This window comes from Chelatococcus composti (assembly GCF_014201415.1).
Taxonomy (GTDB): Bacteria; Pseudomonadota; Alphaproteobacteria; order Rhizobiales; family Beijerinckiaceae; genus Chelatococcus_A; species Chelatococcus_A composti.
In genome coordinates, this window is record NZ_JACHEH010000004.1 from 212,138 (window position 1) to 238,499 (window position 26,362).

Annotated in this window: 18 protein-coding genes; 4 read left to right on the plus strand and 14 right to left on the minus strand. The window is 69.4% G+C overall.

Annotation, left to right across the window (positions count from 1 at the left end; all coding sequences use genetic code 11):
- Nucleotide 1: 1 nt before the first annotated feature.
- The 3 genes from xdhB to HNQ73_RS09785 all read right to left on the minus strand — a co-directional run bounded on the left by xdhB (nucleotide 2) and on the right by HNQ73_RS09785 (nucleotide 5,059).
- Complete coding sequence (gene xdhB, locus HNQ73_RS09775; protein WP_244650065.1) at nucleotides 2–2,419, minus strand: xanthine dehydrogenase molybdopterin binding subunit; 2,418 nt, start codon at nucleotides 2,417–2,419, stop codon at nucleotides 2–4.
- Nucleotides 2,406–3,878 carry a xanthine dehydrogenase small subunit gene (xdhA, locus tag HNQ73_RS09780; protein WP_183334658.1) on the minus strand — a complete coding sequence of 491 codons (1,473 nt, stop codon included), beginning with the start codon at nucleotides 3,876–3,878 and terminating at the stop codon, nucleotides 2,406–2,408. The genes xdhB and xdhA overlap by 14 nt, the downstream gene beginning before the upstream one ends.
- A 125-nt stretch (nucleotides 3,879–4,003) precedes the next feature.
- Entirely contained in the window at nucleotides 4,004–5,059 is a 1,056-nt protein-coding gene (locus tag HNQ73_RS09785) for an aldose epimerase family protein (RefSeq protein WP_183334659.1), read from the minus strand.
- A 177-nt stretch (nucleotides 5,060–5,236) separates the two neighbouring features.
- Here HNQ73_RS09785 and HNQ73_RS09790 point away from each other — a divergent pair, with 177 nt between their 5' ends.
- A complete protein-coding gene (locus tag HNQ73_RS09790; protein WP_183334660.1) occupies nucleotides 5,237–5,398 on the plus strand; it encodes a hypothetical protein in 162 nt (53 codons plus the stop codon).
- 135 nt (nucleotides 5,399–5,533) lie between these two features.
- Here the strand turns inward: HNQ73_RS09790 and HNQ73_RS09795 are convergent, their stop codons facing one another.
- Nucleotides 5,534–5,974, minus strand: coding sequence for a VOC family protein (locus HNQ73_RS09795; RefSeq protein ID WP_183334661.1), 441 nt, complete (start codon nucleotides 5,972–5,974; stop codon nucleotides 5,534–5,536).
- 75 nt (nucleotides 5,975–6,049) lie between these two features.
- Between HNQ73_RS09795 and HNQ73_RS09800 the strand changes: the two genes are divergently transcribed.
- From HNQ73_RS09800 to HNQ73_RS09810, 3 genes are all read left to right on the plus strand, one after another.
- Entirely contained in the window at nucleotides 6,050–7,504 is a 1,455-nt protein-coding gene (locus HNQ73_RS09800; protein WP_183334662.1) for a cation diffusion facilitator family transporter, read from the plus strand.
- A 24-nt stretch (nucleotides 7,505–7,528) separates the two neighbouring features.
- On the plus strand, nucleotides 7,529–10,162 hold the full coding sequence (gene pepN / locus HNQ73_RS09805; RefSeq protein ID WP_183334663.1) for an aminopeptidase N: 2,634 nt from the start codon (nucleotides 7,529–7,531) through the stop codon (nucleotides 10,160–10,162).
- A gap of 196 nt (nucleotides 10,163–10,358) precedes the next feature.
- Nucleotides 10,359–12,662 (plus strand): sensor histidine kinase, encoded by a 2,304-nt coding sequence (locus tag HNQ73_RS09810; RefSeq protein WP_183334664.1) that lies wholly within the window; start codon nucleotides 10,359–10,361, stop codon nucleotides 12,660–12,662.
- Between the two features lie 15 nt (nucleotides 12,663–12,677).
- On the opposite strand, the gene HNQ73_RS09815 is transcribed toward HNQ73_RS09810, so the two are convergent.
- The 10 genes from HNQ73_RS09815 to HNQ73_RS09860 form a co-directional block, all read right to left on the minus strand.
- The gene (locus HNQ73_RS09815; RefSeq protein WP_244650067.1) at nucleotides 12,678–15,632 is read right to left on the minus strand and encodes a bifunctional [glutamine synthetase] adenylyltransferase/[glutamine synthetase]-adenylyl-L-tyrosine phosphorylase; all 2,955 of its coding nucleotides are present in this window, start codon (nucleotides 15,630–15,632) and stop codon (nucleotides 12,678–12,680) included.
- Between the two features lie 19 nt (nucleotides 15,633–15,651).
- Complete coding sequence (locus HNQ73_RS09820; protein ID WP_183334665.1) at nucleotides 15,652–17,091, minus strand: HAMP domain-containing sensor histidine kinase; 1,440 nt, start codon at nucleotides 17,089–17,091, stop codon at nucleotides 15,652–15,654.
- Nucleotides 17,075–17,758 (minus strand): response regulator transcription factor, encoded by a 684-nt coding sequence (locus tag HNQ73_RS09825; RefSeq protein ID WP_183334960.1) that lies wholly within the window; start codon nucleotides 17,756–17,758, stop codon nucleotides 17,075–17,077. The genes HNQ73_RS09820 and HNQ73_RS09825 overlap by 17 nt, the downstream gene beginning before the upstream one ends.
- A gap of 125 nt (nucleotides 17,759–17,883) precedes the next feature.
- Nucleotides 17,884–19,404, minus strand: a complete 1,521-nt coding sequence (locus HNQ73_RS09830) for a Do family serine endopeptidase (protein WP_244650068.1) — start codon at nucleotides 19,402–19,404, stop codon at nucleotides 17,884–17,886.
- Between the two features lie 117 nt (nucleotides 19,405–19,521).
- Complete coding sequence (locus HNQ73_RS09835; protein WP_183334667.1) at nucleotides 19,522–20,694, minus strand: M20 family metallopeptidase; 1,173 nt, start codon at nucleotides 20,692–20,694, stop codon at nucleotides 19,522–19,524.
- Between the two features lie 154 nt (nucleotides 20,695–20,848).
- Entirely contained in the window at nucleotides 20,849–21,322 is a 474-nt protein-coding gene (locus HNQ73_RS09840) for a cytochrome c-type biogenesis protein (protein WP_183334668.1), read from the minus strand.
- 4 nt (nucleotides 21,323–21,326) lie between these two features.
- Nucleotides 21,327–23,300 carry a heme lyase CcmF/NrfE family subunit gene (locus HNQ73_RS09845; RefSeq protein ID WP_183334669.1) on the minus strand — a complete coding sequence of 658 codons (1,974 nt, stop codon included), beginning with the start codon at nucleotides 23,298–23,300 and terminating at the stop codon, nucleotides 21,327–21,329.
- Nucleotides 23,301–23,306: 6 nt separating this feature from the next.
- Complete coding sequence (gene ccmE, locus HNQ73_RS09850) at nucleotides 23,307–23,786, minus strand: cytochrome c maturation protein CcmE (RefSeq protein WP_183334670.1); 480 nt, start codon at nucleotides 23,784–23,786, stop codon at nucleotides 23,307–23,309.
- The gene (ccmI, locus tag HNQ73_RS09855) at nucleotides 23,783–24,889 is read right to left on the minus strand and encodes a c-type cytochrome biogenesis protein CcmI (protein ID WP_183334671.1); all 1,107 of its coding nucleotides are present in this window, start codon (nucleotides 24,887–24,889) and stop codon (nucleotides 23,783–23,785) included. The genes ccmE and ccmI overlap by 4 nt, the downstream gene beginning before the upstream one ends.
- 87 nt (nucleotides 24,890–24,976) lie before the next feature.
- Nucleotides 24,977–26,359: an ATP-binding protein gene (locus tag HNQ73_RS09860; protein WP_183334672.1), complete on the minus strand. Its 1,383-nt coding sequence runs from the start codon at nucleotides 26,357–26,359 to the stop codon at nucleotides 24,977–24,979.
- Between the last annotated feature and the right edge of the window lie 3 nt (nucleotides 26,360–26,362).

Consider the following 26,362-nt stretch of genomic DNA (forward strand, 5'->3'; position numbering starts at 1 on the left):
CTCACAGCGCGCCAACGATGGCACGCAACACGGCCTCGGGCGTCGCCGGCGCGTCGAGGGGCGCGAGCCCGTCCCCACGCGCGGCGCGCACTGCATCGGCGATGGCGCAGAAAACCGCGTTCGCCAACATCAGCGGCGGCTCGCCCACGGCCTTGGACCGGTAGATGGTCGGCTGCCGGTTGGCGCTCGTGAACAGCCTGACGCGGAAGTCCTGCGGCACGTCCGAGGCCACGGGGATCTTGTAGGTGGAGGGTGCATGGGTGGCGAGGCGCCCCTTGGCGTCGAAGACCAGCTCCTCGGTGGTCAGCCACCCCATGCCCTGCACAAAGCCGCCCTCGATCTGGCCGATGTCGATGGCCGGGTTCAGCGAACGGCCGGCATCGTGCAGGATGTCGACCCGGTCGAGCCTGTATTCGCCGGTCAGGGTGTCGATCGTCACCTCGGCGCAGGCCGCGCCGTAGGCAAAGTAGAAGAAGGGCCGCCCCCGCCCCGCCGCGCGGTCCCAGTGAATCGCGGGCGTGCGGTAGAAGCCGGTGGCGGAGAGCGGGATGCGCGCCTGGTAGGCCTTCTTCACCAGATCGGCGAAGGCGAGGCTCTCGTTGCCGAAGAAGACGCGATCGTCGCGGAACGTGACCTCGCCCTCGGCGACGTCGTACGTCTCGCAGAGAAATTCGACGAGGCGCTGGCGGATGGTGGCGGCCGCTATGCGCGCCGCCATGCCGTTGAGGTCCGAGCCCGAGGAGGCAGCGGTTGGCGACGTGTTGGGCACCTTGGCCGTCGTCGTCGCCGTGATGCGGACGCACTCGATGCCGACGCCGAACTCCTCCGCCACCACCTGTGCGACCTTGATGAAGAGCCCCTGCCCCATCTCGGTGCCGCCGTGGTTGAGGTGGATCGAGCCGTCCTGGTAGACGTGCACCAGCGCGCCCGCCTGGTTGAGGTGGGTGAGCGTGAAGCTGATGCCAAACTTCACCGGCGTCAGCGCAAGGCCTTTCTTCAGCACGCGGGAGCGCGCGTTGAAGGCCGTCACCGCCCTGCGGCGGGCGCGGTAGTCGCAATCGGCCTCCAACTGCGCCACGAGCGCGGCGAGCACGTCCGTGTCCTCCACGGTCTGGCCGTAGGGCGTCTCGTCACGGCCCGGCGCGTAAAAGTTCGCCTTGCGCACGTCCAGCGGGTCGCGCCCGAGGCGGGCGGCGATCTCGTCCATCACGCGCTCGACGGCGAGCATGCCCTGCGGCCCGCCGAAGCCGCGGAAGGCGGTGTTGGAGACCGTGTTGGTCTTGAGCCGCCGCGAGGCGATGCGCGCCGCAGGCAGAAAGTAGGCGTTGTCGGCATGGAACATGGTGCGGTCGACGACGCCCTGGCTGAGATCGGCCGAGCAGCCGCAGCGGGCGTTGAACACGATGTCGTAGCCGAGGATGCGTCCGTCGCCGTCGAAGCCGACGCGCCAATCCGCCCGCATGTCGTGGCGCTTGCCCGTTACCACCATGTCGTCGTCGCGGTCGAGGCGCAGCTTGCACGGGCGGCCGGTGGCCCGCGCGGCGAGCGCGGCGATCACCGCCCATTGCGTCGCCTGCGTCTCCTTGCCGCCGAAGCCGCCGCCCATGCGCCGGACCTCGCAGGTGACAAAGGCGTCGGGGATGCCGAGCACCCGCGCCACGATGTGCTGGACCTCGCTCGGATGCTGGGTGGAGGAATGGACGAGGATGTCCCCCTCCTCGCCCGGCACCGCGAGCGCCGCCTGGCCTTCGAGGTAGAAATGCTCCTGCCCGCCGATGCGCAGCACCCCCTCGAGGCGATGGGGAGCGGCCGAGAGCGCCGCCTCGACGTCACCGCGGCCGAAGGTGTAGTCCGGCAGCACCGTCTCGCCGCGCGCGAGCGCATCCTCCACCGTGATACTCGGCGGCTCCTCCTCGATGTCGAAGGTGGCGAGCCGGGCGGCACGTCGCGCTGCGTCCCGCGTCGTCGCCACCACGGCGAAGACCGGCTGGCCGTGGAAGAGCACCTCCTGCTCGGCGAAGACCGGCTCGTCGCCGTTCGCCGGGGAGATATCGTTGCGGCCGGGCACGTCTGCCGCCGTCAGCACGGCGACGACGCCCGGCGCCGCGCGCACGGCTGCAAGATCAAGCCCCCTGAGGCGCCCGCGCGCGACGGGGCTGAGGCCGAGCGCAACATGGAGCGTTCCTTCCGGCTCCCGGATGTCATCGATGTAGAGCGCGGTGCCCGAGACGTGACGCACCCCGGAATCGTGCGGCAGCGGACGATGGACGTAGCGCAGCGTGGTGCCGTCGTCGCCCGCGACGGGCGCCACGGCCGCCCCCCCGGTCGTGGCCGGCGGGCGGGAAGAGGCATCGCGCATCGACGGGCGAGGTGTCGCCCCGCGTGAGGTGAGGTTTTCCGTCCCTTCACTCTGCCGCATGGCGGATCTCCCGGTGGCCGATGAGACGGGTTGCGGCATCATCGCCCGTCGCGATCTCCGTCAGCGCCTTGCGCAGAAGGTTGCCGGCGACACGGCGGCGATAGCCGGCGCTGGCGCGATGGTCGCTGAGAGGCGAGAAGTCGCCGGCGAGCGCGGTGACCGCCCGCTCCATGGCGGCGCCGTCGGCAAGGGTGGCGCCGGCGAGCGCCGCTTCCGCGGCTCGTGCACGCTTCGGGATGCCGGCCATGCCTCCATAGGCGATGCGCGCCTCGCGCACCGTCCCGTCCGCGATGTCGAGGCAGAAGGCGCCCATGACGGCGGAGATGTCCTCGTCGAAGCGCTTGCTCACCTTGAAGGCGCGGAAGTGCCGGCCAGCCGGCTTGCGCAGCGTGACGGCCGTGACGAATTCGCCCGGGCGCCGGTCCTGCTTGCGGTAGTCCAGGAAGAAGTCCTCGAGCGGCAGGCTGCGGCGCTCCGCGCCGCGCCGCAGGTGCAGCGTCGCGCCGAGCGCGATGAGCGCGGGCGCGAGATCGCCGATTGGCGAGCCGTTGGCGACGTTGCCGCCAACCGTGCCCGAGGCCCGCACCTGCCGCGAGCCGAAGCGGCGCATTAGCTCGCCGAGATCGGGATCGAGCCCGGCGAGCACGTCACGCGCCCGCGACAGCGGGACGGTGGCGCCGAGCGTCACGGTCTCGCCGTCCTCCGCCACCGCGTCGAGCCCGGCGACCCGCCCAAGCCAGATGACCTTCGGCAATTCGGCAAGCGCCTTGGTGATCCAGAGGCCGACGTCGGTGGCGCCGGCGACGAGCGTCGCATCGGGGTGCGCGAGACAGAGCTGCGCCAGGGCCTCGATGCTCGCGGGCGCCGCGAAGAAGGACTGGTCGCTGCCGACGAAGACATCCGCCTCGTCGGCGAGGGCTGCAAGTTTCCCCGCGACCTGCTGCCGCCGCGCGACGAACGGGTCCTCCTCCCTCCGCGCGAGGGCATCGAAGGCCGCGTCGACGATGGGCCGGTAGCCCGTGCAGCGGCAGAGGTTGCCGGCGAGCGCGTCCGTTACCTCCTGCCGGTCCGGGGCCATGCCGGCCTCGTAGAGCGCGAAGAGGCTCATGACGATGCCGGGCGTGCAGAAGCCGCACTGGGAGCCGTGGTGCTCCACCATCGCCTGCTGCACGGGATGCAGGCGCCCCTCCGCTGCCAGATCCTCGACCGTCAGCACCTCGCTGCCGTCCACCTGGCCGAGGAGGAGGATGCAGGCATTGACGGGCGCCGGGACGAGGCGCCCATCGACGAGGCGGCGCAGCACGACCGTGCAGGCCCCGCAGTCGCCTTCTCCGCAGCCTTCCTTGGTGCCGGTGGACCTTTCACTCAGGCGCAGCCAGTCGAGCAGCGTTGTGCGTGGTGCGAATTGCTCGACCTCGACCGTTTCGCCCTTTCGCAGGAAACGGATTGTTCGGCGCATATAGTGTTGTCCCCTCTGTTGGCCCGAGTGTGCCCCATTCGGGGAGCCGTGCAACAGAGGAAACGAGAGCGGCCGGCGCCGGACGGCATCGAGGCCCGCGGGCCGCCGAGGCAGCCCTCCCTGCCTCAGCCCGCGTGGAAGCGGAACTCGCTCACCTGCCGGTAGACGTCGCCGGGTGTCAGCAGGACCGAGGGGAAGTGCGGAATGTTGATGCTGTTGGGAAAGTGCTGCGGCTCGAGCGCGAGACCGGCATTCGAGCCATAGATGGCGCCGTCGAGGCCGGGGATGCCGCTGAGGTCGATCTTGCGCCCGTCATAGACTTGGAGTCCGGGGGCTGTCGTCCACACGTCGAGCGCGAGGTTGTTGCGCAGCGAGGTGACGAGGGCGGCATGGGCCAGCGGCATGCCGGGAATGCCGGACGGCTCCAACCGGGTGCGGCGCAGGACGAAGTTGATGTCGTAGTGCACCGGCGCGCCCGTCTCGGCGTCGGGAAAGCGGATGGAGCGGTTGCCGCGGAAGTCGTAGGGCGTGCCTTCGACCGAGCGGATCTCGCCGGTGGGGATGAGGTCCGCATCCGTCGCCGTGATGAAATCCGCCTCCACGCGCATGCGGTGGTCGAGGATCGAGGGCGAGCCGTCGAGATTGAAATAGGAATGGTGGGCGAGATTGACGGGCGTCGGCCTGTCGGTCGTCGCCGAGAGTTCGATGCGCAGCGTCGCCGGCTCGAGCAGGCGATAGACGCAGGTGACGGTCACGTTGCCCGGAAAGCCGTGATCGCCGTCCGGCGAGAGAAGCGTGAGGGTGACGCTGCTGTCGTCGTGGTGGGCGAGCTGCCAGGGCCGCTTGCCGAAGCCCTTCGTTCCCCCGTGCAGCGTATGCCGGCCGTCCTGGTTGCGGTCGACCTCGTAGACTGTGCCGTCGATGGTGAAGCGGCCGTGGCCGATGCGGTTCGCCACCCGGCCGGCAATGGCCCCCATGTGCGGGGAATGGGCAATGTAGGCGTCGAGGCTGTCGAAACCGAGGACGACGCGCTGCAGCTCACCCGAAGGCAGGGGCACCAGCATGTCCCTCAGCACGGCGCCCCAGGTCAGCACCTTGGCCCGCGCGCTGCCCTTGGGAGCGCGAATGGTGATCTCGCGGACGGGCTCGCCGTCGGCCACTCCGAATTCCCTGACGCTCATTGCCGCTCCGTTCCTCGCGCGCCCGGCATCATGATCCCGGCCCGGCTACCATTACTCCCACGACGTCGATCTTGCCAAACTCCGGATCCTACCCCGATACCCGGCCTCACACCTTGACCTCACCGCCCGTCTGGGGCACCTCGCCCCTGAAGAGCGAACGCAACGGATCACAAGGGGATGTCCATGCGCATCATCGTCGTCGCCGCGCTCCTCGGCCTGGTGCTCGCCGCCTGCAGTTCCTCGTCCAGCACGCGCACGCAGGCCCCCCATTCCTATATGCCCCATCCGGCGCCGGGGCAGCTGATCGACCCCGACAACGACCCCTACGCCGTAGACTGAGGGGCTTCGCCCGCCTTCCCGCTCTGCAAGCGGAGCCTGAAGGCTCCGGACCATGGCGCCTCTCCGGCTCACCGGCCGCCCGGCATCGCGCCGCAGCGGCCGGTCGCCGGAGGGATGGCAGCGCCGCCGCCGGCCTCACCAAGTTCCGGTGTTTGGCATGGAGGCCCAGGGCTCGGCCGGAGGCTTGGGCTCACCCTCCTGCAGGAGCTCGATGGAGATGCCGTCCGGTGAGCGGATGAAGGCCATGTAGCCGTCGCGCGGCGGGCGGTTGATGGTGACACCCGCCTTCATCAGCCGGTCGCAAAGTTCGTAGATGTCGTCGACGCGATAGGCCAGGTGGCCGAAGTTGCGCCCGCCCGTGTATTCTTCGGGATCCCAGTTGTACGTGAGCTCGAGCAGCGGGGCCTGGCTCTTCGCGGCCGCCTCCATGTCCTTCGGCGCGGCGAGGAACACGAGGGTATAGCGCCCCTTCTCGTTCTCCACCCTCCGCACCTCGACGAGGCCGAGCTTGTTGCAATAAAAGTCCAGCGAGTCTTCGAGATTCGAGACACGCACCATCGTGTGCAGATATCGCATGGATCCTCTCCCGTCCGCTGCGGAAAGGATCGTCGATGCCGCGGGCAAGTCAAACCCGCAAGCGGAATAGGTGCCATGAGTCCACCGTCCATCTCGCCGGAGCGGCGGCGCAGCGAGCGTCGCAAGGAGCGCGCCGCCTTCGTCTCGATCCTGGCGAGTGCCGGGCTCACCATCGGCAAGGGCGTCGCCGGCTACGCCACGGGCTCGCTCGCCCTCATCTCGGACGCGGCCAACAGCCTGCTCGACGTGGCAGCCACGACCATGACGTGGCTGGCCGTGCGCGCCGCGCACAAGCCGGCCGACGCGCGGCACCATTACGGCCACGGCAAGTTCGAGTCCCTCTCCGCGCTGGTGCAGACGGCCTTCCTCTTTCTCCTTTCGGGCATCATCGCCGTGGAGGGCGTGCGGCGGCTGTCGAGCGGACAGACGGAGATCTTCCTCTCCTGGCCGGCGGTTGCGGTGGTGGTCGGCTCGATGTTCGTCGACGGCTGGCGCTGGTGGGGGCTAGCCCGCGTAGCCCGCGAGACGGGCAGCGAGGCGCTGGCGGCCGACGCGCTGCACTTCTCGTCTGATCTCGTCAACTCCGCCTGCGTGCTCGTTGCCTTCGCGGCGGCCCATCTCGGCTATCCGCAGGCAGATGCGCTGATCGCCATCGGCGTCTCGTTCTTCATCGCCATCGCCGGCTTCAGGCTTGCCCGACGCACCATCGACACCCTGCTCGACACGGCGCCCAAGGGCCTCGCCGAGCGGGTGACGGGACTGGCCGAGAAGGTGCCTGGCGTCGTTGGCGTGGAGCGGGTGCGTGTGCGCTCCTCCGGCTCGCAGATCATGGGCGAGGTAGGCATCTTCGTCTCGCGCACCCTACCGCTCGACCGTGTCACCCAGATCAAGGAGCGTGTGCTCGGCGCCATCCGTACGGATCTGCCGGACAGCGAGTTCACGATCTCGACAACGCCCGTGCAGATTGACGACGAGACCATCCTCGAGCGGGTGATGCTGACCGCCGCGCGCCTGCGCGTGCCGGTGCATCATGTGACGGTGCAGAACCTCGCCAACCGCCTGTCGGTGAGCTTCGACATCGAGGTCGACGCCCGGCTCACGCTGGCCCAGGCGCACGAGGTGGCAAGCCGCCTCGAGGCGGCGCTCGTCGAGGAGCTCGGCCCGCAGGTGGAGGTGGAGAGCCACATCGAGCCGCTCGTGGTGCAGCATCTCGAGGGGCGTGAGGCGGATGCGGAGACCGTTGCCGGCATCGCCCTCTCCCTTGCCAACCATGCACGCGAATGCAACGGCATCACCGGCGTGCACAGCGTGCGGGTGCGCGAGACGCCGGCCGGCCACGTCGTCAACTACCACTGCCGGCTCGATCCCGGCCTCGACATCGCGACCGTGCACGATATGGTCGACGAGCTCGACCGGAGAATGCGCATCGACCACCCCGAAATCGGCCGAATCGTCGGCCATGCAGAGCCGCGGCCGCAGGACCCTGCCGGAAGAGACATCGCGGCGGGTGGCTCGAGCAGCTATCGTTGAAACAAGCTACGGGAGCGAGTGCTGATGCGTGACGAGAGCGGCGCCGTCATCAGGCTGGAGGACTACAGGCCGACGGATTACCTGATCGACCGCACGGAACTGGACATCCGGCTCGACCGGCACGCCACCCGCGTCCGCGCGACGCTGCACCTGCGCGCCAATGCCGCCGGCAGGCCGTCGGCTCCGCTGGTGCTCGACGGCGACGAGCTGCGCCTCATCTCCCTCGCCATCGACGGCCGGCCCGCCGCCCCGGACGCCTACGAGGCCTCGCCCGAGCGCCTCGTCATCCACGCCCCGCCGGCATCGCCGTTCACGCTGACCATCGAGACCGAGATCGACCCCACGGCCAATACCAAGCTGATGGGGCTTTACCGGTCGGGCAGCGCCTATTGCACCCAGTGCGAGGCCGAGGGCTTCCGTCGCATCACCTATTTCCTCGACCGGCCGGACGTCCTTTCTGTCTTCACCACCCGCATCGAGGCGGATCGGGACGAGGCGCCAGTGCTGCTTGGCAACGGCAATCCGGTCAAGGCAGGTGACGCCGGCGGCGGCCGCCACTACGCTGTCTGGCACGATCCCTTTCCCAAGCCCTGCTATCTCTTCGCCATCGTCGGCGGGCGCCTCGACAAGGTGGCTGACACGTTCACGACCATGTCGGGGCGGCGCGTCGATATTGCCGTCTATGTCGAGCCGGGCAAGGCCGGCGATGCGGCCTATGCCCTCGACGCGCTGAAGCGTTCCATGGCGTGGGACGAGCGCGTCTTCGGCCGCGAGTACGATCTCGACGTGTTCAACGTTGTCGCCGTGTCGGACTTCAACATGGGGGCGATGGAGAACAAGGGCCTCAACATCTTCAACGACAAGTACGTACTCGCCAGCCCGGAGACGGCCACCGACACGGACTACGCCAACATCGAGGCGATCATCGCCCACGAATACTTCCACAACTGGACCGGCAACCGCATCACCTGCCGGGACTGGTTCCAGCTCTGCCTGAAGGAAGGGCTCACGGTCTTCCGTGACCAGGAGTTCTCCGCCGACCAGCGCTCCCGCGCGGTCAAGCGCATCGCCGACGTGCGCGTGCTCCGGTCGCAGCAGTTCGCCGAGGATTCAGGCCCCCTCGCCCACCCCGTGCGCCCGCGCCAGTATCGCGAAATCAACAACTTCTATACGGCGACGGTCTACGAGAAGGGCGCGGAGGTCATCCGCATGCTGCGGACGCTGATCGGCGAGGAAGCGTTCCGCCGCGGCATGGACCTCTATTTCGACCGCTACGACGGGACGGCGGCGACGATCGAGCAGTTTCTCTCCTGTTTCGCGGAGGCAAGCGGCCGCGACCTCGGCCATTTTGCCCTGTGGTACGAGCAGGCCGGCACGCCGACCGTCACCGCCCGCGGCCACTACGACCCGGCGGCGAAGGTCTATCGCCTGACGCTGACCCAGGCGACGCCGCCGACGCCGGGGCAGCTGGAAAAGTCGCCGCAGGTCATCCCGATCAGCCTCGGGCTCGTCGGCGCGAGCGGGGCAGACATCCCCCTCTCGCCGCCGGCCACCGAGGGCCACGCGCCGGGCGTCTTCGTGCTCGACGGCCCGTCGGCGACACTGACCTTCACCGACGTGCCCGAGAAGCCGGTGCCGTCGCTTCTGCGCGGCTTCTCGGCGCCGGTCAGGCTGGAGATCGACCTTGAGGAGGAGGATCTGCTCGTCCTTTTCCGCCACGACAGCGACCCCTTCAACCAGTGGCAGTCCGCCCAGACGGTCGCGACGCGGGCGATCCTGCGCGCTGTCGCGGGCGACAAGCGCGCCGCCGACCATCGCATGGCCGATGCGCTTCGCCACTTCCTCGCCATGCGCGCTGCCAGCGACCCCGCCTTCGCCGCCCAGGTGCTCGCCCTGCCGACGGAAGCCGATATCGCGCGCGAGATCGGCCACGACGTGGATCCGGATGCAGTGCACCACGCGCGGCGGCTGGTGAAGGCCGAGATCGGCGCGGCGCTCGGCGACGAGCTGGCGGAGCTCTATGGCCGCCTGACCACGCGCGAGCCCTACACGCCCGACGCAGCCGGTGCGGGCCGGCGGGCGCTGCGCAATGCGTGCCTCGACCTGCTCGCGGCTGGCCGGCCGGCCGAGGGTGAGGCGTTCGCCCTGCACCAGTTCCGCGACGCCGACAACATGACGGACCGCTTCGCGGCACTCTCCGTTCTGTCGCACCTGCCGGGCACAGCGCGCGAGACAGCGCTCGCCGAGTTCGCGGAGCGTTTCCGAGACAATGCGCTCGTCCTCGACAAGTGGTTCTCGCTGCAGGCGATGATCCCCGAGACGGGGACCCTGGAGCGAGTGCGCGGCCTGATGAGCCATCCTGCCTTCTCGATGGGCAACCCCAACAGGGTCCGCTCGCTCATCGGCAGCTTTGCGATGGGCAATCTCACCCAGTTCAACAGGCCCGACGGCGCCGGCTACGAGTTCCTCGCCGACATCGTGATCGCGCTCGACGCGCGCAATCCACAGGTGGCGGCACGGCTGCTCACAGCCTTCCGCACGTGGAAGATGCTGGAGCCCGGACGCAGGGCGCTCGCCGAGAAGGCGCTGCGCCGCGTCGCCGAAACGCCTGGCCTCTCGCCCGATGTCGCCGACATATCGGGCCGATCCCTGTCGTGAGATACTAAATGTAGTTTGAAGTAGTCCAGAGGGCGCGTCAGCGGAAAAGCATCTGCACAACAAGCATTTCCCGCGTCGTGTCAACCAATCATAAAGACTCTGGACAAACGGCCCCTTCGGGATTCAGATGTTGGTGATTCGGTGAGATGCGGCACGTCTTTCCGATGAGACGTTTGGACTCCGAAGGGGGCATTCAATGGCGGGCGTCGACGCGACGTACGTGCCCGCGCGCGCGGGCACGATTCTCGGGATTGCGCGCTCCATAGCACATCCCGCCTACCGAAGGCTCGTTCTGGCAGAACCCTGGCTGCGCCTTGCCGTTCCGGCGTTGCTTGTCGTCTTCCTCGTCTCGCTCGTCACGGGGGCCTCGCTGCAGGCCATCGACGCCCGCAAGGAGACGCTGAACGCCGCCGCTGCCGAGATTGACACCCTTGCCTCCCTCGCTGCGCGCGTCCTCGATGCCGAAGTGACGCGCGACAGCAGCCCCGCCACGGTGCAAGACATCGTGGCCGCCTTCGAGCGCCAGATCCCGGCGGCGATGCTGGCGAACGGCCGCAGCCTCCTCCTCGCCGACGCCACGGGCGCCGTGATCGGCGCAATTCCGGCCCAGCTCGCCACCGGCCAGCTGCTGGTCGACGTGCTCGGTGCGTCGCAACCCCTCACCACCTTCGCGGACCGGGCGGGCGTGCTGCGCCTGACGATTGCCGGCGGCACAGATGCACTGGCCACCGTGCGCAACATCGGCGCCAGCGGCGGCCAGCTGGCCGTGGTGCAGCCCGTCTCCGGCGCGCTCGCTCACTGGCGGGCACAGACCTGGAGCCAGATGACGCTGATCGCCGCCGCCGCCTTCGTGCTGCTCGCCATCTCGGCCGCCTATTTCATGCAGGCCGGGCGCGCCAAGGCAGCCGATGAGATCTGCGACAAGGTGAAGGAGCGGGTGGACGCCGCCCTCAACCGCGGCCGCTGCGGCCTGTGGGACTGGGACATCGCACGCGGACGCATCTACTGGTCCGACTCCATGTACGCCATCCTCGGGTACCGGCGGCGCGACGAGTTCCTGTCCTTCGGCGAGGTCAACAGCCTCGTCCACCCGGACGACACGGATCTCTACGGCCTCGCAGACATGCTGGCGGCCTCGCGCACCACCGCCATTGACCACGATTTCCGCATCCGTGCCGCCAACGGCGAGTGGGTCTGGATCAACGCACGCGCCGAGATCGTCGACGGGGATCCGACCGAGGGCCCCCATCTCGTCGGCATCGCCGTCGATATCACCGAGCAGCGCCGCCTCGCGGAGCGCACCGCCACCGCGGACATGCGCCTGCGCGACGCCATCGAGACCATCTCCGAGGCGTTCGTCCTGTGGGACGCCGACAACCGCCTCGTGATGTGCAACTCCAAGTTCCAGAAGCTGCACGGCCTGACGCCGGAGATTGCCCAGGCCGGGCGCACCTATACCGAAATCATGAACGCTAGCCGGCCGCTCGTCGTCACGACGCAGTCCCTCACCGGCGAGCACACCGACATCGGCGCGCGCAGCTTCGAGGCGCGCCTTGCCGACGGCCGCTGGCTGCAGATCAACGAGCGCCGCACAAAGGACGGCGGCTATGTCTCGGTCGGCACCGACATCACCGCCCTGAAGCGCCACGAGGAGAAGCTGCTTGATTCCGAGCGCCGCCTCATCGCCACGGTGATGGATCTCAAGCGCTCGCGCCAGAAGCTCGAGATCCAGGCCCAGCAGCTCGCCGACCTCGCGGAACGTTATCTGGAGCAGAAGGCCCATGCGGAGGACGCCAACCGCGCCAAGTCCGAGTTCCTCGCCAACATGAGCCACGAGCTGCGCACGCCGCTCAATGCCATCATCGGCTTCTCGGAAATCATGGCGAACGGCATCTTCGGCGAGCTGGGCAACAAGAAGTACGCCGAGTACTGCCAGGACATCCGCCAGAGCGGACAGTATCTGCTCTCCGTCATCAACGACATCCTCGACATGTCGCGCATCGAGGCCGGTCGCCACAAGCTGGAGAGGGAGTGGTTCCCCCTCGACAAGGTGATGACGGAGGCCATGCGCTCCGTGAGCGAGGCCGCGGAGGCGAAGAACATCACGCTCGAGCTCGAGACACTGCCGTCCCGGATGCTCGACGCCGATCCGCGGGCCCTGCGGCAGGTCCTCGTCAACCTGCTGCGCAACGCGGTCAAGTTCACGCCCGAAGGCGGCCGCGTCGCCCTGCGCGCACGCAACGCTGTGGGTGCCGTCAACATCTATGTCGAGGACAACGGCATCGGCATTCCGCGCGAGGCCATCGGCAAACTCGGCCAGCCCTTCACCACCGTCGAGACCGAGTACAACAAGACCTACAAGGGCTCGGGCCTCGGGCTCGCCATCGCCCGCTCGCTGACGGAGCTGCACGGAGGCTCGCTGCGCATCCGCTCCACCCCCGGCTCCGGCACCATCGTCATGGTGCATCTGCCGCAGGCGGAGCAGCGCAAGGCCGCGTGAGGACCGGGCGGCGCCCTAATCCTTTGCCTTGTGCGCCTTGCCCGCGTCGCCGGCGCCGAGCAGCTCGTTGAAGACGGTGCGCACCTGGCGACGCGTGTCGTCTAGCGTCCGGGCCAGCACCTTCTGGTCGGGCAGCCCAACGGCAGTGGCGATGCGCTTCTGAATCGCGGGAGCAACGGTCTTCGGGTCGAAGCGCCCCTCCACCGTCAGGCGCTGCCACTGGAAGACACTCGACAGCAGGTCGTAGGCTGGGCGCAGCACGTCGGCCCGCCCCGGCGGCAGGATGCCCTTTTCAGCCGCGCGGGCGAGCACGTGCGCCGTGCCGGGCACGATCAGGGCCGGCTCCTCCGCCGCATGGGCCAGGATCAGGAACTGGGCGATGAACTCGATGTCCACGAGCCCGCCGGCAGCGAGCTTGAGGTCCCCCGGATCATCACCCTTCTCCTGCGCGATGAGCGCACGCATGTCGCGGATGTCCGCGGCGAGCTTCTCCCGGTCGCGGCTCTCACGCAGCACCGACGCGATCGCCTCCTCCACCTCCGCGGCGAGGGACGGGTCGCCGGCGATGACGCGGGCACGCGTCAGCGCCATGTGCTCCCACGTCTCGGCCTCGGTCCTCTGATAGGCCAGGAAGCCGTCGAACTGCGTCGCGACCGGCCCCTTGCGCCCCGAGGGGCGCAGGCGCATGTCGACCTCGTAGAGCCCACCGCGGCGCGTCGGCACCGTCAGCGCGCTCACGAGGCGTTGTGTCAGACGGCTGTAGTAGACCACGGCATCGAGGGGACGGCGCCCGTCACTCTCCCGGTTGTCGGGATCGAAATCGTAGATGACGACGAGGTCGAGATCCGACGTCGCCGTCATCTCGCGCGCGCCGAGCCGGCCAAGACCCAGGACGACAGCGCGCCCGTCGGGCACCCGGCCATGCTCCTCGGCGAAGGCCGCCTGTGCGGCGTCCAGGCTGAGGCGCACGGCGGCCTGTGCCACGGCGGCGAAAGCCTCGCCCGCCCGCGGCGGCGACAGGATGTCGGACAGGAAGCGCGCGCCGACAAGGAAGTTCTCCTGCCGCACCGCCTCGCGCAGCCGGTCGAGAAAGTCCTCGTAGCCCGCCGGCGTGCCGACGAGGCTCCTGAGCCGCGCCTCGATGGCGGCCTCGTCGGTCGTCGGGTCGAGGAAGGTCGGGTCGATAACTGCGTCGAGCACGTGCGGACCGGCCGAAACGACCTCGGCAAGCCGCGGCGCGCCGCCGAGAAGGTCGGCAAAGAGGCGCAGCAGCCGCTCGTTGGAGCGCAGAATGGAGAGCAGCTCGACCGCGGCAGGCATGCGGCCGAAGGCCTCGTCGAGTGCGGCCAGGGCCGCGTCGGGCGCCGCGGTCTGGCCGAGCGCCGTCAGGAGCGCCGGCGTCAGCTCCGTCAGCACCTCGCGCGCACGCGCGCTCGTGACGGCCGCGCGGCGGCCGAAGTGCCATCCGCGCACCGTCTCCGCGACGCGGGGCGGATCGGCGAAACCGAGCCGCCGCAAGGTCTCCAGCGTCTCGGGGTCATCGCCCGTGCCCGTGAAGACGAGGCTGCCGGCCTCGGCTGCCAGCTCCGGCCCCTCCTCGAACAGCATGGCGTAGTGGCCCTGCACCTTGCGCGCATGGGCGGTCAGCGCCTTGCCGAAGGCCTCCACCGTCGCGAATCCGCAGAAGCGGGCGACGCGCGCGAGCGCCTCCGGGTCGTCCGGCAGGCGCTGCGTCTGCTCGTCCGCCACCATCTGCAACCGATGCTCGACCGTGCGCAGGAAGACATAGGCTGCCGCCATGTCGTCACGCGCCTCGGGCGTGATCCACTTTTCCTCGACGAGAGCGTCGAGGACTTCGAGCGTCCGGCGGCCGCGCAGCGAGGGGCGACGTCCGCCGAAGACGAGCTGCTGCGTCTGCACGAAGAACTCGATCTCGCGGATGCCGCCACGACCGAGCTTGATGTCGTGCCCCGCCACCGCGATGGCCTCGTGGCCGCGCACGGCGTGGATCTGCCGCTTCATCGCGTGGATGTCGGCGATGGTGGCGAAGTCGAAGTACTTGCGCCAGACGAAGGGGCGCAGATCGGCGAGGAAGCGCTCGCCGAGGGCGATGTCGCCGGCCACCGGGCGCGCCTTGATGAAAGCGGCGCGCTCCCAGTTCTGGCCGACGCTCTCGTAATAGGAGAAGGCGGCCGGCAGCGACACCGCGACGGCCGTGGAGCCGGGGTCGGGCCGCAGGCGCAGGTCGACGCGGAAGACATAGCCGTCTCCGGTGCGCTCTTGCAGGATCTTCACCAGCCCCTGCGTCAGGCGCACGAAGAAGGGGGCCGGTTCCAGCCCCTCGCGCAGCGGCGCCTCGGGGTCGAAGAAGACGACGAGATCGATGTCGCTCGAATAGTTGAGCTCCCGCGCGCCGTGCTTGCCGAGCGCCAGCACGACGAAGCCCGGCCCGTCCCCGTCCGCGGCGACGAGGCGCCCCGCCTCTCGCGCCTCGCGCAGGAGGAAGGTGACGGCGGCCGCCACGCAGGCGTCAGCGAAATCGCTGAGCGCACGCGTAACCTGCGGAAGGTCCCACACGCCACCGCAGTCGCACAAGGCGACGAAGAGCGCGAACTCCGCGCGCAGACGCCGGAGGCGGCGCATGATGTCAGAGGTCTCCTGCGCCTCCTCCCCCGCCCGCTTCACGTCGGCGAGGATGCGGGCGCGGACCTCATCCGGCGGGGCCTCCGCGAGGGCCAGGAACCGCTCCGGCTTCGTCGTCACCAGCCGCCACAGGAAGGGTGAGTAGTCGGCGAAGGCGGCAGTGAGCTTCTGCAGCTGCGGATGAGCTGCGAAAAGGCGGCCGAGTGCGTCGAAGGTCTCGCCTTCGCCCGCCAGGTCAGCCCTCAAGCGTGCGACGGCGGCCTTGGCAGGGGGTGCCGGCAAGCAGCGGACCGCGGCGGCGAGAGAGGTCGTTTCCAGCCCTGTCACGTTCTGTTTTCTGCCTGTTTCATAGCGATGGTCGCGCGAGCGCCGCCTCGGCGCCGACATGGCCGGCCTTGATCCCGCCCTTCGCCAGCGGCAGGGCGAGCACGGCCCGCAGGCCCGGCCCGTTGTCCTCGAGCCGCAGCGCCCCCGCGTGCAGGCGCGCGACGGCCGAGGCGAGGCTGAGGCCGAGGCCGAAGCCGGGCTTGGAACGCGCGCTCTCCAGGCGCGCGAAACGCTCCAGCACGCGTTCGCGCTCTCCTTCGGGAATGCCCGGCCCCCGGTCGCTCACCGCGATCTCCACCATGTCGCCGACTCGCCGGGCGCGGATCCTCACCTCCGGCGTCGTTTCGCAGCTTGTGCCGTATTTGAGGGCGTTGTCCATCAGATTGGCGAGCGCCTGGCTGATGAGCTCGCGGTTTCCGTGCACCGGCAGGTTCGGCTCGATGTCCGCGACGAGCGGCATGCCCGCCTCCTCGGCGAGGGGCTCGTAAAGCTCCGCGAGACTGCCGGCGATCTCGGCGGCATCGAAATCGCCCATGGAGGGGGTGGCGTTGCCGGCCTCAAGCCGCGCGATCATCAGAAGCGCATTGAAGATGCGGATGAGATTGTCGGATTCGTCGATGATGCCTTCGAGCGCGGCGGCGTACTCGTCCGGTGACTTCGCCGCGCGCAGCGCTTCCTCGGCGCGGTTGCGCAGGCGCGTCAGGGGCGTCTTGAGGTCATGGGCGATGTTGTCGGATACCTCGCGCATGCCGGCCATCAGTTCGCCGATACGGCTGAGCATGTCGTTGAGGTTTCGCGCCAGACGGTCGAGCTCGTCGCCGGTGCCCGTCACGGCGAGGCGCCCGTCGAGGTCGCCTTCCATGATCGTGCGTGTCGTCTCGGTCATCTCGTCGACGCGCTTGAGCACGCGCCGGGTGATGAACCAGCCGCCGAGGCAGGCGAGCACGGTGACGAGGCCGATGGACAGGGCCAGCGCCCGGCGGATGACGGCCTGCAGCTGCAACCGCTCCTCGACGTCGCGGCCGACGAGGAGCCGGAAGCCGCCGGGCAGCACATAGACGCGCACGAGCGCGCGGAACTCCCGGTCGCCCGCCTCGTCGCTGCGCCTGTAGGCGATCTCGCGCGAGCCGGGTTCGTCGAGAACGTCGAAGGGCACGTCCACGACATTGCCCGCCAGCGGCTCGCCGGTGACTGTTGTGACGAGGTAGAGCGAGGCGCTCGGCGCCCGCGAGCGCCGGTCGATGATGTTGACGAGCCGGCGGATGCCGCCGATGCGATACTGCTCGGCCAGCCCCTGCAGCTCGGCGTCGATAGTGCCCTGGATCTGGTCGTCGAGGACGCGCCGCGCGTTCCACGCAACATAGCCCAGGATGGAGCCCGCGAAGAGGACGAAGACGAGGAGATAGGCCGCCGACAGCTTGAAGGCTGTCGTGCGGAAGAGCTTACCGAGACCCGTCACGGATCATGTATCCCGCTCCGCGCACCGTCTGGATCAGCGGCACGTCCTGGCCCTTGTCGATCTTCGAGCGCAGGCGAGAGACATGCACGTCGATGACGTTCGTCTGCGGGTCGAAGTGATAGTCCCACACGTTCTCGAGCAGCATGGTGCGCGTCACCACCTGTCCGGCGTGCTTCATGAGATACTCGAGCAGGCGGAACTCGCGCGGCTGCAACACGATCTCCTGCCCGCCGCGCGTCACACGATGCGACAGGCGGTCGAGCACGAGGTCGCCCACCTGGTAACTGGTCGGCTCGCCGTTCGCACCCTTCTTGCGGCGGGCGAGCACCTCGACCCGCGCCAGCAGCTCCGAAAAGGCGTAGGGCTTGGGCAGATAGTCGTCGCCGCCCGCCCGCAGGCCCTTGACCCTGTCGTCCACCTGCCCCAGCGCGGAGAGGATGAGCACGGGCGTATCCACGTTCTGCTCGCGCAGCGAGCGGATCAGCGACAGCCCGTCGAGCTTGGGCAGCATGCGGTCCACGACGAGAACGTCGTATTCGCCCTCGCGCGCCATGGCGTAGCCATCGAGGCCATCGGCCGCGTGGTCCGCCACATGGCCCGCCTCGCGAAAGGCCTTCACCATGTAGGCGCCGGCCTCCTGATCATCTTCGATGACGAGAATCTTCATGGCGCTCATGGTAGCAACTCCGAAATGCAAACGGCAGACCGGACGCGGGGATGTCCGGCCTGCCGCCGTGCGGGAGGGGGCGACGGTCTGTGGGCGACAGGCGGCCCGCCGCCCCTTCCCGAGGATCAGGCGATGGGCAGCGCGACGAAGCGGGCCCCGTTGGCCGACTCGACCTGCATCAGCACGGCCTTGCGCCCCTCCTTGCGCAGCTCCTTGACGGCCTCGCGCACGTCCTGCGGGGTCTCGACCTTCTTGCCGCCGACGGAGACGATCACGTCACCCGAGCGCAGGCCGCGCTCCTCGGCTGGGCTGCCCGGCTCGACCCCCACGACGACGACGCCTTCCTTGTCGGCGCCGTCCACCGAGCTGGCGGGCGCCAGCGAAAGGCCGAGCTTGCCGCCCTGCTCCTCGCCGGTCTCGGCGCTCGCGGTCTTCTCGCCGGGCATCTTCGTCAGCGTGACGGAGATCTCGCGCTTCTTGCCGTCGCGCCAGACGGTAACGTCCACCGACTTGCCCGGCGCGAAGCCGGCGATGTCGCGGGCCAACTCGCGGGCGTTCTTCACCTCGTGTCCATCGACGGCGAGGATGGCGTCACCGGTCTTGATGCCGGCCTTCTCGGCCGGGCTCCCCCCTTCGACGCGGGCGACGATGGCACCCTTGGCGTCGTCGAGGCCGAGCCCTTCGGCGATGTCCTTGCTGATGGGCTGGATCTGCACGCCGAGGTAGCCGCGGCGCACCGCACCGTGCTCCTTGATCTCGGCGACGACCTTCTGCACCGTCTCGGCCGGGATGGCGAAGGCGATGCCGACATTGCCGCCCGAGGGCGAGGCGATGGCTGTGTTGACGCCCACGACCTCACCGGCGGCGTTGAAGGTCGGCCCGCCGGAGTTGCCGCGGTTCACAGCCGCGTCGATCTGCAGGAAGTCGTCGTAGGGGCCGGCGCCGATGTCGCGGCCGCGGGCCGAGACGATACCCGCCGTCACGGTGCCACCGAGGCCGAAGGGATTGCCGACGGCGAGCACCCACTCGCCCACGCGCGGTGCATTGCGCGCGAAGCTGACATAGGGGAAGCCGCCCTCGGCATCGACCTTGAGCAGCGCCAGGTCGGTCTTGGGATCGGTGCCGACGATCCTGGCGGAATAGGTCTTGCCGTCGTCGGTCTGGATCTCGACCTCGCGCGCCTTCTCCACGACGTGGTTATTGGTGACGACATAGCCGTCGGCCGAGATGAAGAAGCCGGAACCCTGGGCCTCGCCGTAGCGGCGCGGAGCGGGCCGCTGGCCTTCGTCGCCGAAACGGCGGAAGAACTTCTCGAAGGGGCTGCCCTCAGGCAGGCCGAACTGGCGCAGGTCGAACCCTTCGGCGCTCGCCCCCTCGACCGCCACCTTCACGCGCACGGACACGACGGCGGGCTTCACGTGGTCGACGACATCGGCGAAGCCGGCAGAGGTCGCCGCCGGCACCTGGGCCGACAGGTTCTGTGCATAGGCGGGGGTCGGTCCGACATCGAAGCTGCTCTGCAGCATTGCCCCGGTGGTCAGGGCACCGAGGGCGACGGCGCCCAGCAGCATGGACATGCGCCGGCTGGCGCGCTTCGGGGACTTGATGCGGGCCTTCAGGGCTTCGCTGTGGTCTTTCTCGTGCATAGCCATCTCCGTTGGCGAAATTCTCGGGCTCAGCCCGTTTTCGCCACCGAAGATGGCCAACCGCGCCTTACGGCAGCCTCACGAGGACATGAAATCTTCGTAAGGGTGCCGGCGGCCTCAGCGCCCCGCCTCACACCGCATCACGGCGCGCGCCAGCGCCTGGGCGCGCGGCACGAGCGAGGCAACCTCCATGTACTCTTCCGGCGAGTGCGCCTTGCCGCCCACCGGCCCGAGGCCGCAGAGCGTGGGCGTTCCGACCGCCGCCGAGAAGCCGGCGTCAGAGCAGCCGCCGGTGAACTCCCCCTCGACGACAAGGCCCGAATCGGCGGCCGCAGCCTTGTAGGTCGCCATCATGCGCTCGCTTTCGGGCGTGGCGACGAGAGGCAGGAAGTCGCCGCGCGTGGTGAAGCGCGCGTGGGTGCCGGGAACGGTGGATGCAGCCACGATGCGCTCCACCTCCGCAACGAGCGCGGCGCGCTGATGCGGTGTCACGTATCGCATGTCGACCTCTGCCTCGGCGTAGGGCGCCGTCGTGTTGACCGACTGGCCGCCGCGCACGGTGCCCACGTTGACGGTGATGCCGGCCTCAAGATCGGTCAGCGCATGCAGGGCGACGATCTTGTGGGCGAGCTCGCCGATGGCGCTCGCCCCATCGCCGAAGTTGGCGCCCGAGTGGGCCGCCTTCCCGAAGACCTCGAGGTGTAGGAACACGCCGCCCTTGCGACCGCTGACGATGTTGCCGGAGGCGCGGCCCGGCTCGCCGTTGAACACGGCGCGCGACGCCGCCGCCTCCTCCTCGATGATCTTGCGGGAGAAGGGCGAGCCGATTTCCTCGTCCCCCGTCATCAGCACCACGACCGGCCCAGGAGCGGCATTCCGCGCCGCGAGCGCGGCGAGAACGAAGGCATTGATGACAAGCCCGCCCTTCATGTCGGCGACGCCCGGGCCGTAGGCACGCCCGTCGACAATCTTGAAGGGCCGGCGCGCCGCCTCGCCTTTGGGGAAGACCGTGTCGCGATGGCCGAGAAGGAGGACCGGCTTGAGATTGCTGCCGGGGCAGGCGAGCTCCGCGCGCAGCGCATCGCCGTAGGTCTCGCCCCGCCGCCAGGAAACGGGAATGCCATGGTCGGCGAAGAAGCGGGCAAAGCGCTCACCCACGGCGTCGACACCGGCCTTGTCGTAGCTACCGCTGTCGATGTTCACCACCTCTTCGAGGAGGGCCAGCATCTCGCCCTCCCGCTCCGCCAGCCAGCGGCACACGTCTTCCTCGGCTCCGACGCCTCGCGTCATGGCTCCACTCCCCCTCGGCTGCCGCGCGACATGAATCGCGCGGCCGATCAGAGGCGCCAGCATGCGCCATCGTGCCCGGCGGTGCATCTGCCGGCAGCGCATGACGACGGCCGGGACCATTCGGCCGAGGACAGGAAAAGGCACCGAGCGGCTGTCAGGCGTCCTGATCGCGCCCTTCGAGCAGGGCGGCGAGGCGAGCCTTCTCCTCGTCGCTCAGCGGTGCGATAGCCGCGACTTCCGTCCGCCGGCGCCGCGCCGCGGTCACGATCGCAGCGATGCCGGCGAGGAGCACGAGGAAAGGACCGCCCCAGAGCAAGGCCGTCTGCCAGTTGAACGGCGGACGCAGCAGCACGAAGTCGCCATAGCGGGCCACGACGAAGTTGCGCACCTCCTCGTCACTGTCTCCCGCGCTGAGGCGCTCCCGCACGAGGATGCGCAGGTCGCGCGCGAGCGGCGCATCGGAATCGTCGATGGACTGGTTCTGGCAGACGAGGCAGCGCAGCTCGGCGGAGATAGCCCGCGCCCGCGCCTCAAGCGCCGGGTCGCGCAGCACCTCGTCCGGCTGCACCGCGAGCGCGGGCAGGGCAAGGAGGAGAACGGCGGCAAAGACGGGCAGGAACCGTCGCATCGCCCTACTCCGCCGGAACCATCCGGGCGCGGGCAGCCGCAGGTGCGGCGACGCGCAGGCGCCGGTCCGTCAGGGAAAGGAGCCCGCCGGCGGCCATGACAACGGCACCGAGCCAGACAAAGAGCACGTAGGGCTTCCAGTAGATGCGCACGCCGAGCCCGCCGGACGGCTGCGGCTCGCCGACGCTCACGTAGAGCTGGCTCGGCCCGAGCGTCATGATGCCGGCCTCCGTGGTCGGCATGCCGCGCGTCACATAGAGGCGCTTCGCCCCCTCGACGGTGCCGACGATGCGTCCGTCGCGCAGAACGGTGAAGCGCGCCACGTCCTCGCGGTAGTTGTGGGCCGTGCGCGGGAAGACGGCGTCGAGCCGCAGCGTGTAGCCACCGGCACTGACGAGATCGCCGCGGTTGACCACGGCCAGCGTCTCGGTGCTCCAGGCCTGGGCGGCGATGCCGAGGACAGTGATGCCGACACCGGCGTGGGCGATGGCGGTGCCCCAGGCCGAACGCGGCAGGCCGAGCGCACGGCGCAGCATGACGGGCAGAGCGACGCGCGCCCCTCCGGCGCGGTGGAAGATGTCCACCGCCGAGCCGACGACGAGATAGACCCCGAGCCCGATACCCACGAGGGCGAGCACCGGCCCGCCGCGGACGAGGGCGAGGACGACGAGCGCGCCGGCGATGCCCGCACCGTAGGCAACCCACAGGCGCTGCAGCGTGCCGAGCAGATCGCCTCTCTTCCAGGCAATCGTCTGGCCGATGGGGATAAGCGCGAGCAGCGGCATCACGATCGGCAGGAAGGTCGCGTTGAAGAAGGGCTCGCCGACGGAAATCTTGGCGCCCGTCAGCGCCTCCAGCGCCAGCGGATAGAGCGTGCCGATGAACACGGTGGCGCAGGCCGTGACGAGCAGCAGGTTGTTGACGACGAGCGCCCCCTCCCGCGAGACCGGCGCGAACAGCCCGCCCTGGCGCAGCAGCGGTGCGCGCCAGGCGAACAGGGCGAAGCCCCCGCCGATGAAGACGACGAGAATGGCGAGGATGAAGGCGCCGCGCGTCGGGTCCGTGGCGAAGGAATGCACAGAGGTCAGCACGCCCGAGCGCACGAGGAAGGTGCCGAGCAGCGACAGCGAGAAGGTGAGGATGGCGAGCAGGATGGTCCAGACCTTCAGCGCATCACGCTTTTCCATCACGATCGTGGAATGCAGCAGCGCCGTGCCTGCGAGCCACGGCATCAGCGACGCGTTCTCCACCGGATCCCAGAACCACCAGCCGCCCCAGCCCAGCTCGTAATAGGCCCAGTAGGAGCCCATCGCGATGCCGAGCGTAAGGAAGAGCCAGGCCGTGAGCGTCCACGGCCGCACGGCGCGCGCCCAGACGGCATCAATGCGCCCTTCGATGAGCGCCGCCAGCGCGAAGGCGAAGGAAATGGAGAAGCCGACATAGCCGATGTAAAGCAGCGGCGGGTGAACGGCGAGGCCGGGATCTTGCAGGATCGGATTGAGGTCCTGCCCTTCGAAGGGCGCCGGGTCCAGCCTCAGGAAGGGGTTTGAGGTGAACTCGATGAAGGCGAGGAAGGCGAAGGCGACCGCGCCCTGTATGGCGAGCGTCAGGTGGCGCAGGCGCGACGGCACGGCGCGACGCGACAGGGCCACCATGGCGCCGAACAGGGTGAGGATCAGCACCCACAGCAGCATGGAACCCTCGTGATTGCCCCATACGCCCGTGAGCTTGTAGACGAACGGCTTCAGCGAGTGCGAGTTCTCGACGACATTGACCAGCGAAAAGTCCGACGTCGCATAGGCATAGGTCAGCGCCGAGAAGGCCAGTGCCACGCAGGCGAAGGCGGCAAGCGCGGCCGGCGTGGCGATGGCCGCGAGCGCGCCGTCACGCACCGTGGCCCCCCACAGCGGCATGAGAAACTGCACGAGCGAGAGCCCGAGGGCGAGGGTCAGCGCATAGTGCCCCGTTTCGACGAACATCAGGCCTCACTCGCTCGCCGTGGTTGGGCTGCCGGCCGGCGCATCCGCCTTGCCGCTGTGCTGCCACAGCCCCTGCTCCTTCAGGCTGTCGGCGACCTCGCGCGGCATGTAGTTCTCGTCGTGTTTGGCGAGCACGCTGTCAGCCCGGAACAGTCCCGGCCCTTCGAGCACCCCCTCTGCCACGACCCCCTGCCCCTCACGGAAGAGGTCCGGCAACAGGCCCGTATAGCGCACGGTGATGCTGCGGTTCGTATCGGTCACGGCGAAGGTCACGTTCTGGCCCTCGCCCTTCACCACCGAGCCCGCGGCAACGAGGCCGCCCAGACGCAGGCGCGTGCCGGGCGCGACCGCCTTGGCCTCGATATCCGTCGGTGAATAGAAGAACACGATGCTGTCGCGCATGGCGAACAGCACGAGCCCGAGCGCCACCCCGAGCACGGCCAGGGCCGCGGCGATGAGCGTGAGACGTCTTTGCTTGCGGGTCACTGCCGCGCTCCGGTCCCGTCGGTTTCGAGTGACAGCTCGCGCGCGAGCGCCGTCAACATATCGAGCGAGGCGGCATCGGCCGCAAGCTGCTTCCGTGCCTTGTCCAGAGCCTCGCGGGCCTTGTCCTTCTCGCCGAGGACGACATAGGAGCGCACGAGCCGGGCCCAGCCGGCAGCGTCCGATCCGTCCGCCTCGAGCCGGGCGGCGAGCCCCTCCACCATGCCGCGGATGGCCCGCGCCTGTTCTTCCTGCGGCTGCGAGACGATGGCATTGGCACTGGCGCTGGCCGAAAGGGCTGCAAGCCGCTGCTCGACGGCGCCGCGCCAGGGCGCGTCGGCCGGCGCATCGGCCAGGAGCTTCTGCAGCATGTCGGCCGCTCTGGCGCTGTCCCCGTCCTGGCCGGCGGCGAGCGCGAGGTAGTATCTCGCCTTGGGATTGGCCGGATCGAGCGCAAGGGCGCGCTCGAAGGCGGCGCGTGCCCGCGCGTCGACGATGCCGCCTGCCTCGGCTGTCACGGCCTCTCCCAGATCGGTGAGGCGCGACGGGGTCTCGCCCAGGATGTCGATGGCCGACTGATAGGCACGTGCCGCGTCTCCGAAGCGTCCCGCCCGCAGATAGACCGGGGCCAGCACCTCCCAGCCACGGCCGTCGCCGGGGTTCTGGGCAAGATGCGCCTCGATCTTCGCGACGGCGGCACCGACGTCAAACTCCTTGCCGTCCATGCGCGCGGCCAAGGGCACCTGCGGCAGGTGCGGCGAGCCCATGGCGCCATAAGTGGCGAGCGCGAGGAGCGGAATCGTCGAGAGCGCGATGGCCGAGGCGGCACGACGCCGGCGCAGGGCCGGCTCCCCCTCGGGGCCCCTGCGCCCGTCCGCGCGCGACGCGCGCAGCAGGCGCCGGCCGATCTCGGCGCGCAGCGCCTCGGCCTCGCTCTCGGAGACGAGGCCCGCCTCGCGGTCGCGTTCGAGATCGGCCATCTGCTGGCGGAAGAAGGCCGCGTCGCCGGCCTCGGCCGCATCGGCCGGCTCGGCGCGCGACAGGGGCCACAGCACCGCAAGCACGGCTGCGCCGGTCATCAGGGCAAAGACAAGCCAGATCAGCATGAGCTCTGTTTAGCTCAAGGCCTGTGGCCGGCTCATGTCACGATGCGGCGACATAAGGTCACGCAGCATGCAAGACATTGATCCGTCTCACACCCGTGGCAGCCGCAGGCTGGCGCGCAATCCCCCCTCGGGCGCCACGCCGAGTTCAAGCGCGCCGCCGTAGAGTCCGGCCAGCTCGCTGACGATGGCAAGGCCGAGGCCGGAGCCGGGCTTGCTCTCGTCGAGACGTCGCCCGCGCTGCACGGCCGCCTGGCGCTCGGCCTCGCCGAGACCCGGACCGTCGTCATCGACGAGGACGAGGAGAACCGGCGGCTCGCTGCCCGGCACGGCACTGGCGCGGATCCGGACGCGGCTGGCCGCCCACTTGCAGGCGTTGTCGGCAAGGTTGCCCACCATATCCTCGAGATCCTGCCGCTCGCCGCGGAAGCGCAGGCCCGGCTCGACCTCGAGCGTCAGGGAAAGGCCGCGCCGCTCATGGATGCGCTCCAGAGCCCGCACGATGCCGGCGACGGCCGGTTCAACTTCCGTGATGGTACCCAGGGTGCCCGCGAGCGCCGCCGCACGGGCGCGCTCGAGGTAGTAGTTCACCTGGTCACGCATGACGAGGGCCTGCTCGCGCACCTTGACGGCGAGTGGATCGTTCCGGGCATCGGCCTCGTTGAGAATGACGCTCAGGGGGGTCTTCAGGGCATGGGCGAGGTTGCCCACCTGGGTGCGGGCGCGCTCCAGGATCTCACGGTTGCTGTCGATGAGGAGGTTGAGCTCGCCCGCGAGCGGCGCAATGTCGTCGGGGAATGTGCCGGCAATGCGCTCGGCCTCGCCGAGGCGGACGGCGCCGACCGCACGACGCAGCCGCACGAGCGGGCGCAGGCCGTAGCGCACCTGCAGCAGGGTCGTCAGCCCGAGCACGAGCGCCAGGGTGAGGAAGGTCGCCGCCACGACCAGTTCGAACTGGCGGATATCGCTCTCGATGGTGTCAGCCGGAGCCGCGACCGAGACGAGGTAGCGCCCCTCGTCACCGAGGTCGATGACACGCTCGACGACGCGCAGCCGGCGCCCGTCCACGCCGTCGTAATAGGCCTCGCGGGCATCGCCCTCGCGCGCGGGCGCCCCGAGTTCCGCGAGCGGCGGCAGCCTGCTGCCGAAGAGAGACTTGGAAGCCCGCATCTCCCCCTTGCTGCCGGGGTCGACGCGGATCACCTGCCAGTACCAGCCAGAGAGGGGCAGGTCGAAGCGCGGCTCGCCGAGAGTGCCGAGCGCCTTGTCGTCGAGCGGCTCTGGGCCGGCGAGATCGGCAACGATGTCGGTGAGATAGACCTGCAGCCGCTCGTCGAAGGCGCGCTCGCTGGTGCGGCGGTAGACCTGGGACAGCGCCAGCCCGCCGAGAAGCAGGACGACGCCGGTCCACAGCGCTCCGAGGATCAGCAGACGCGCTGCGATGGAGCGGCGTTCGAAGAAGCCTGTCGGCACGGG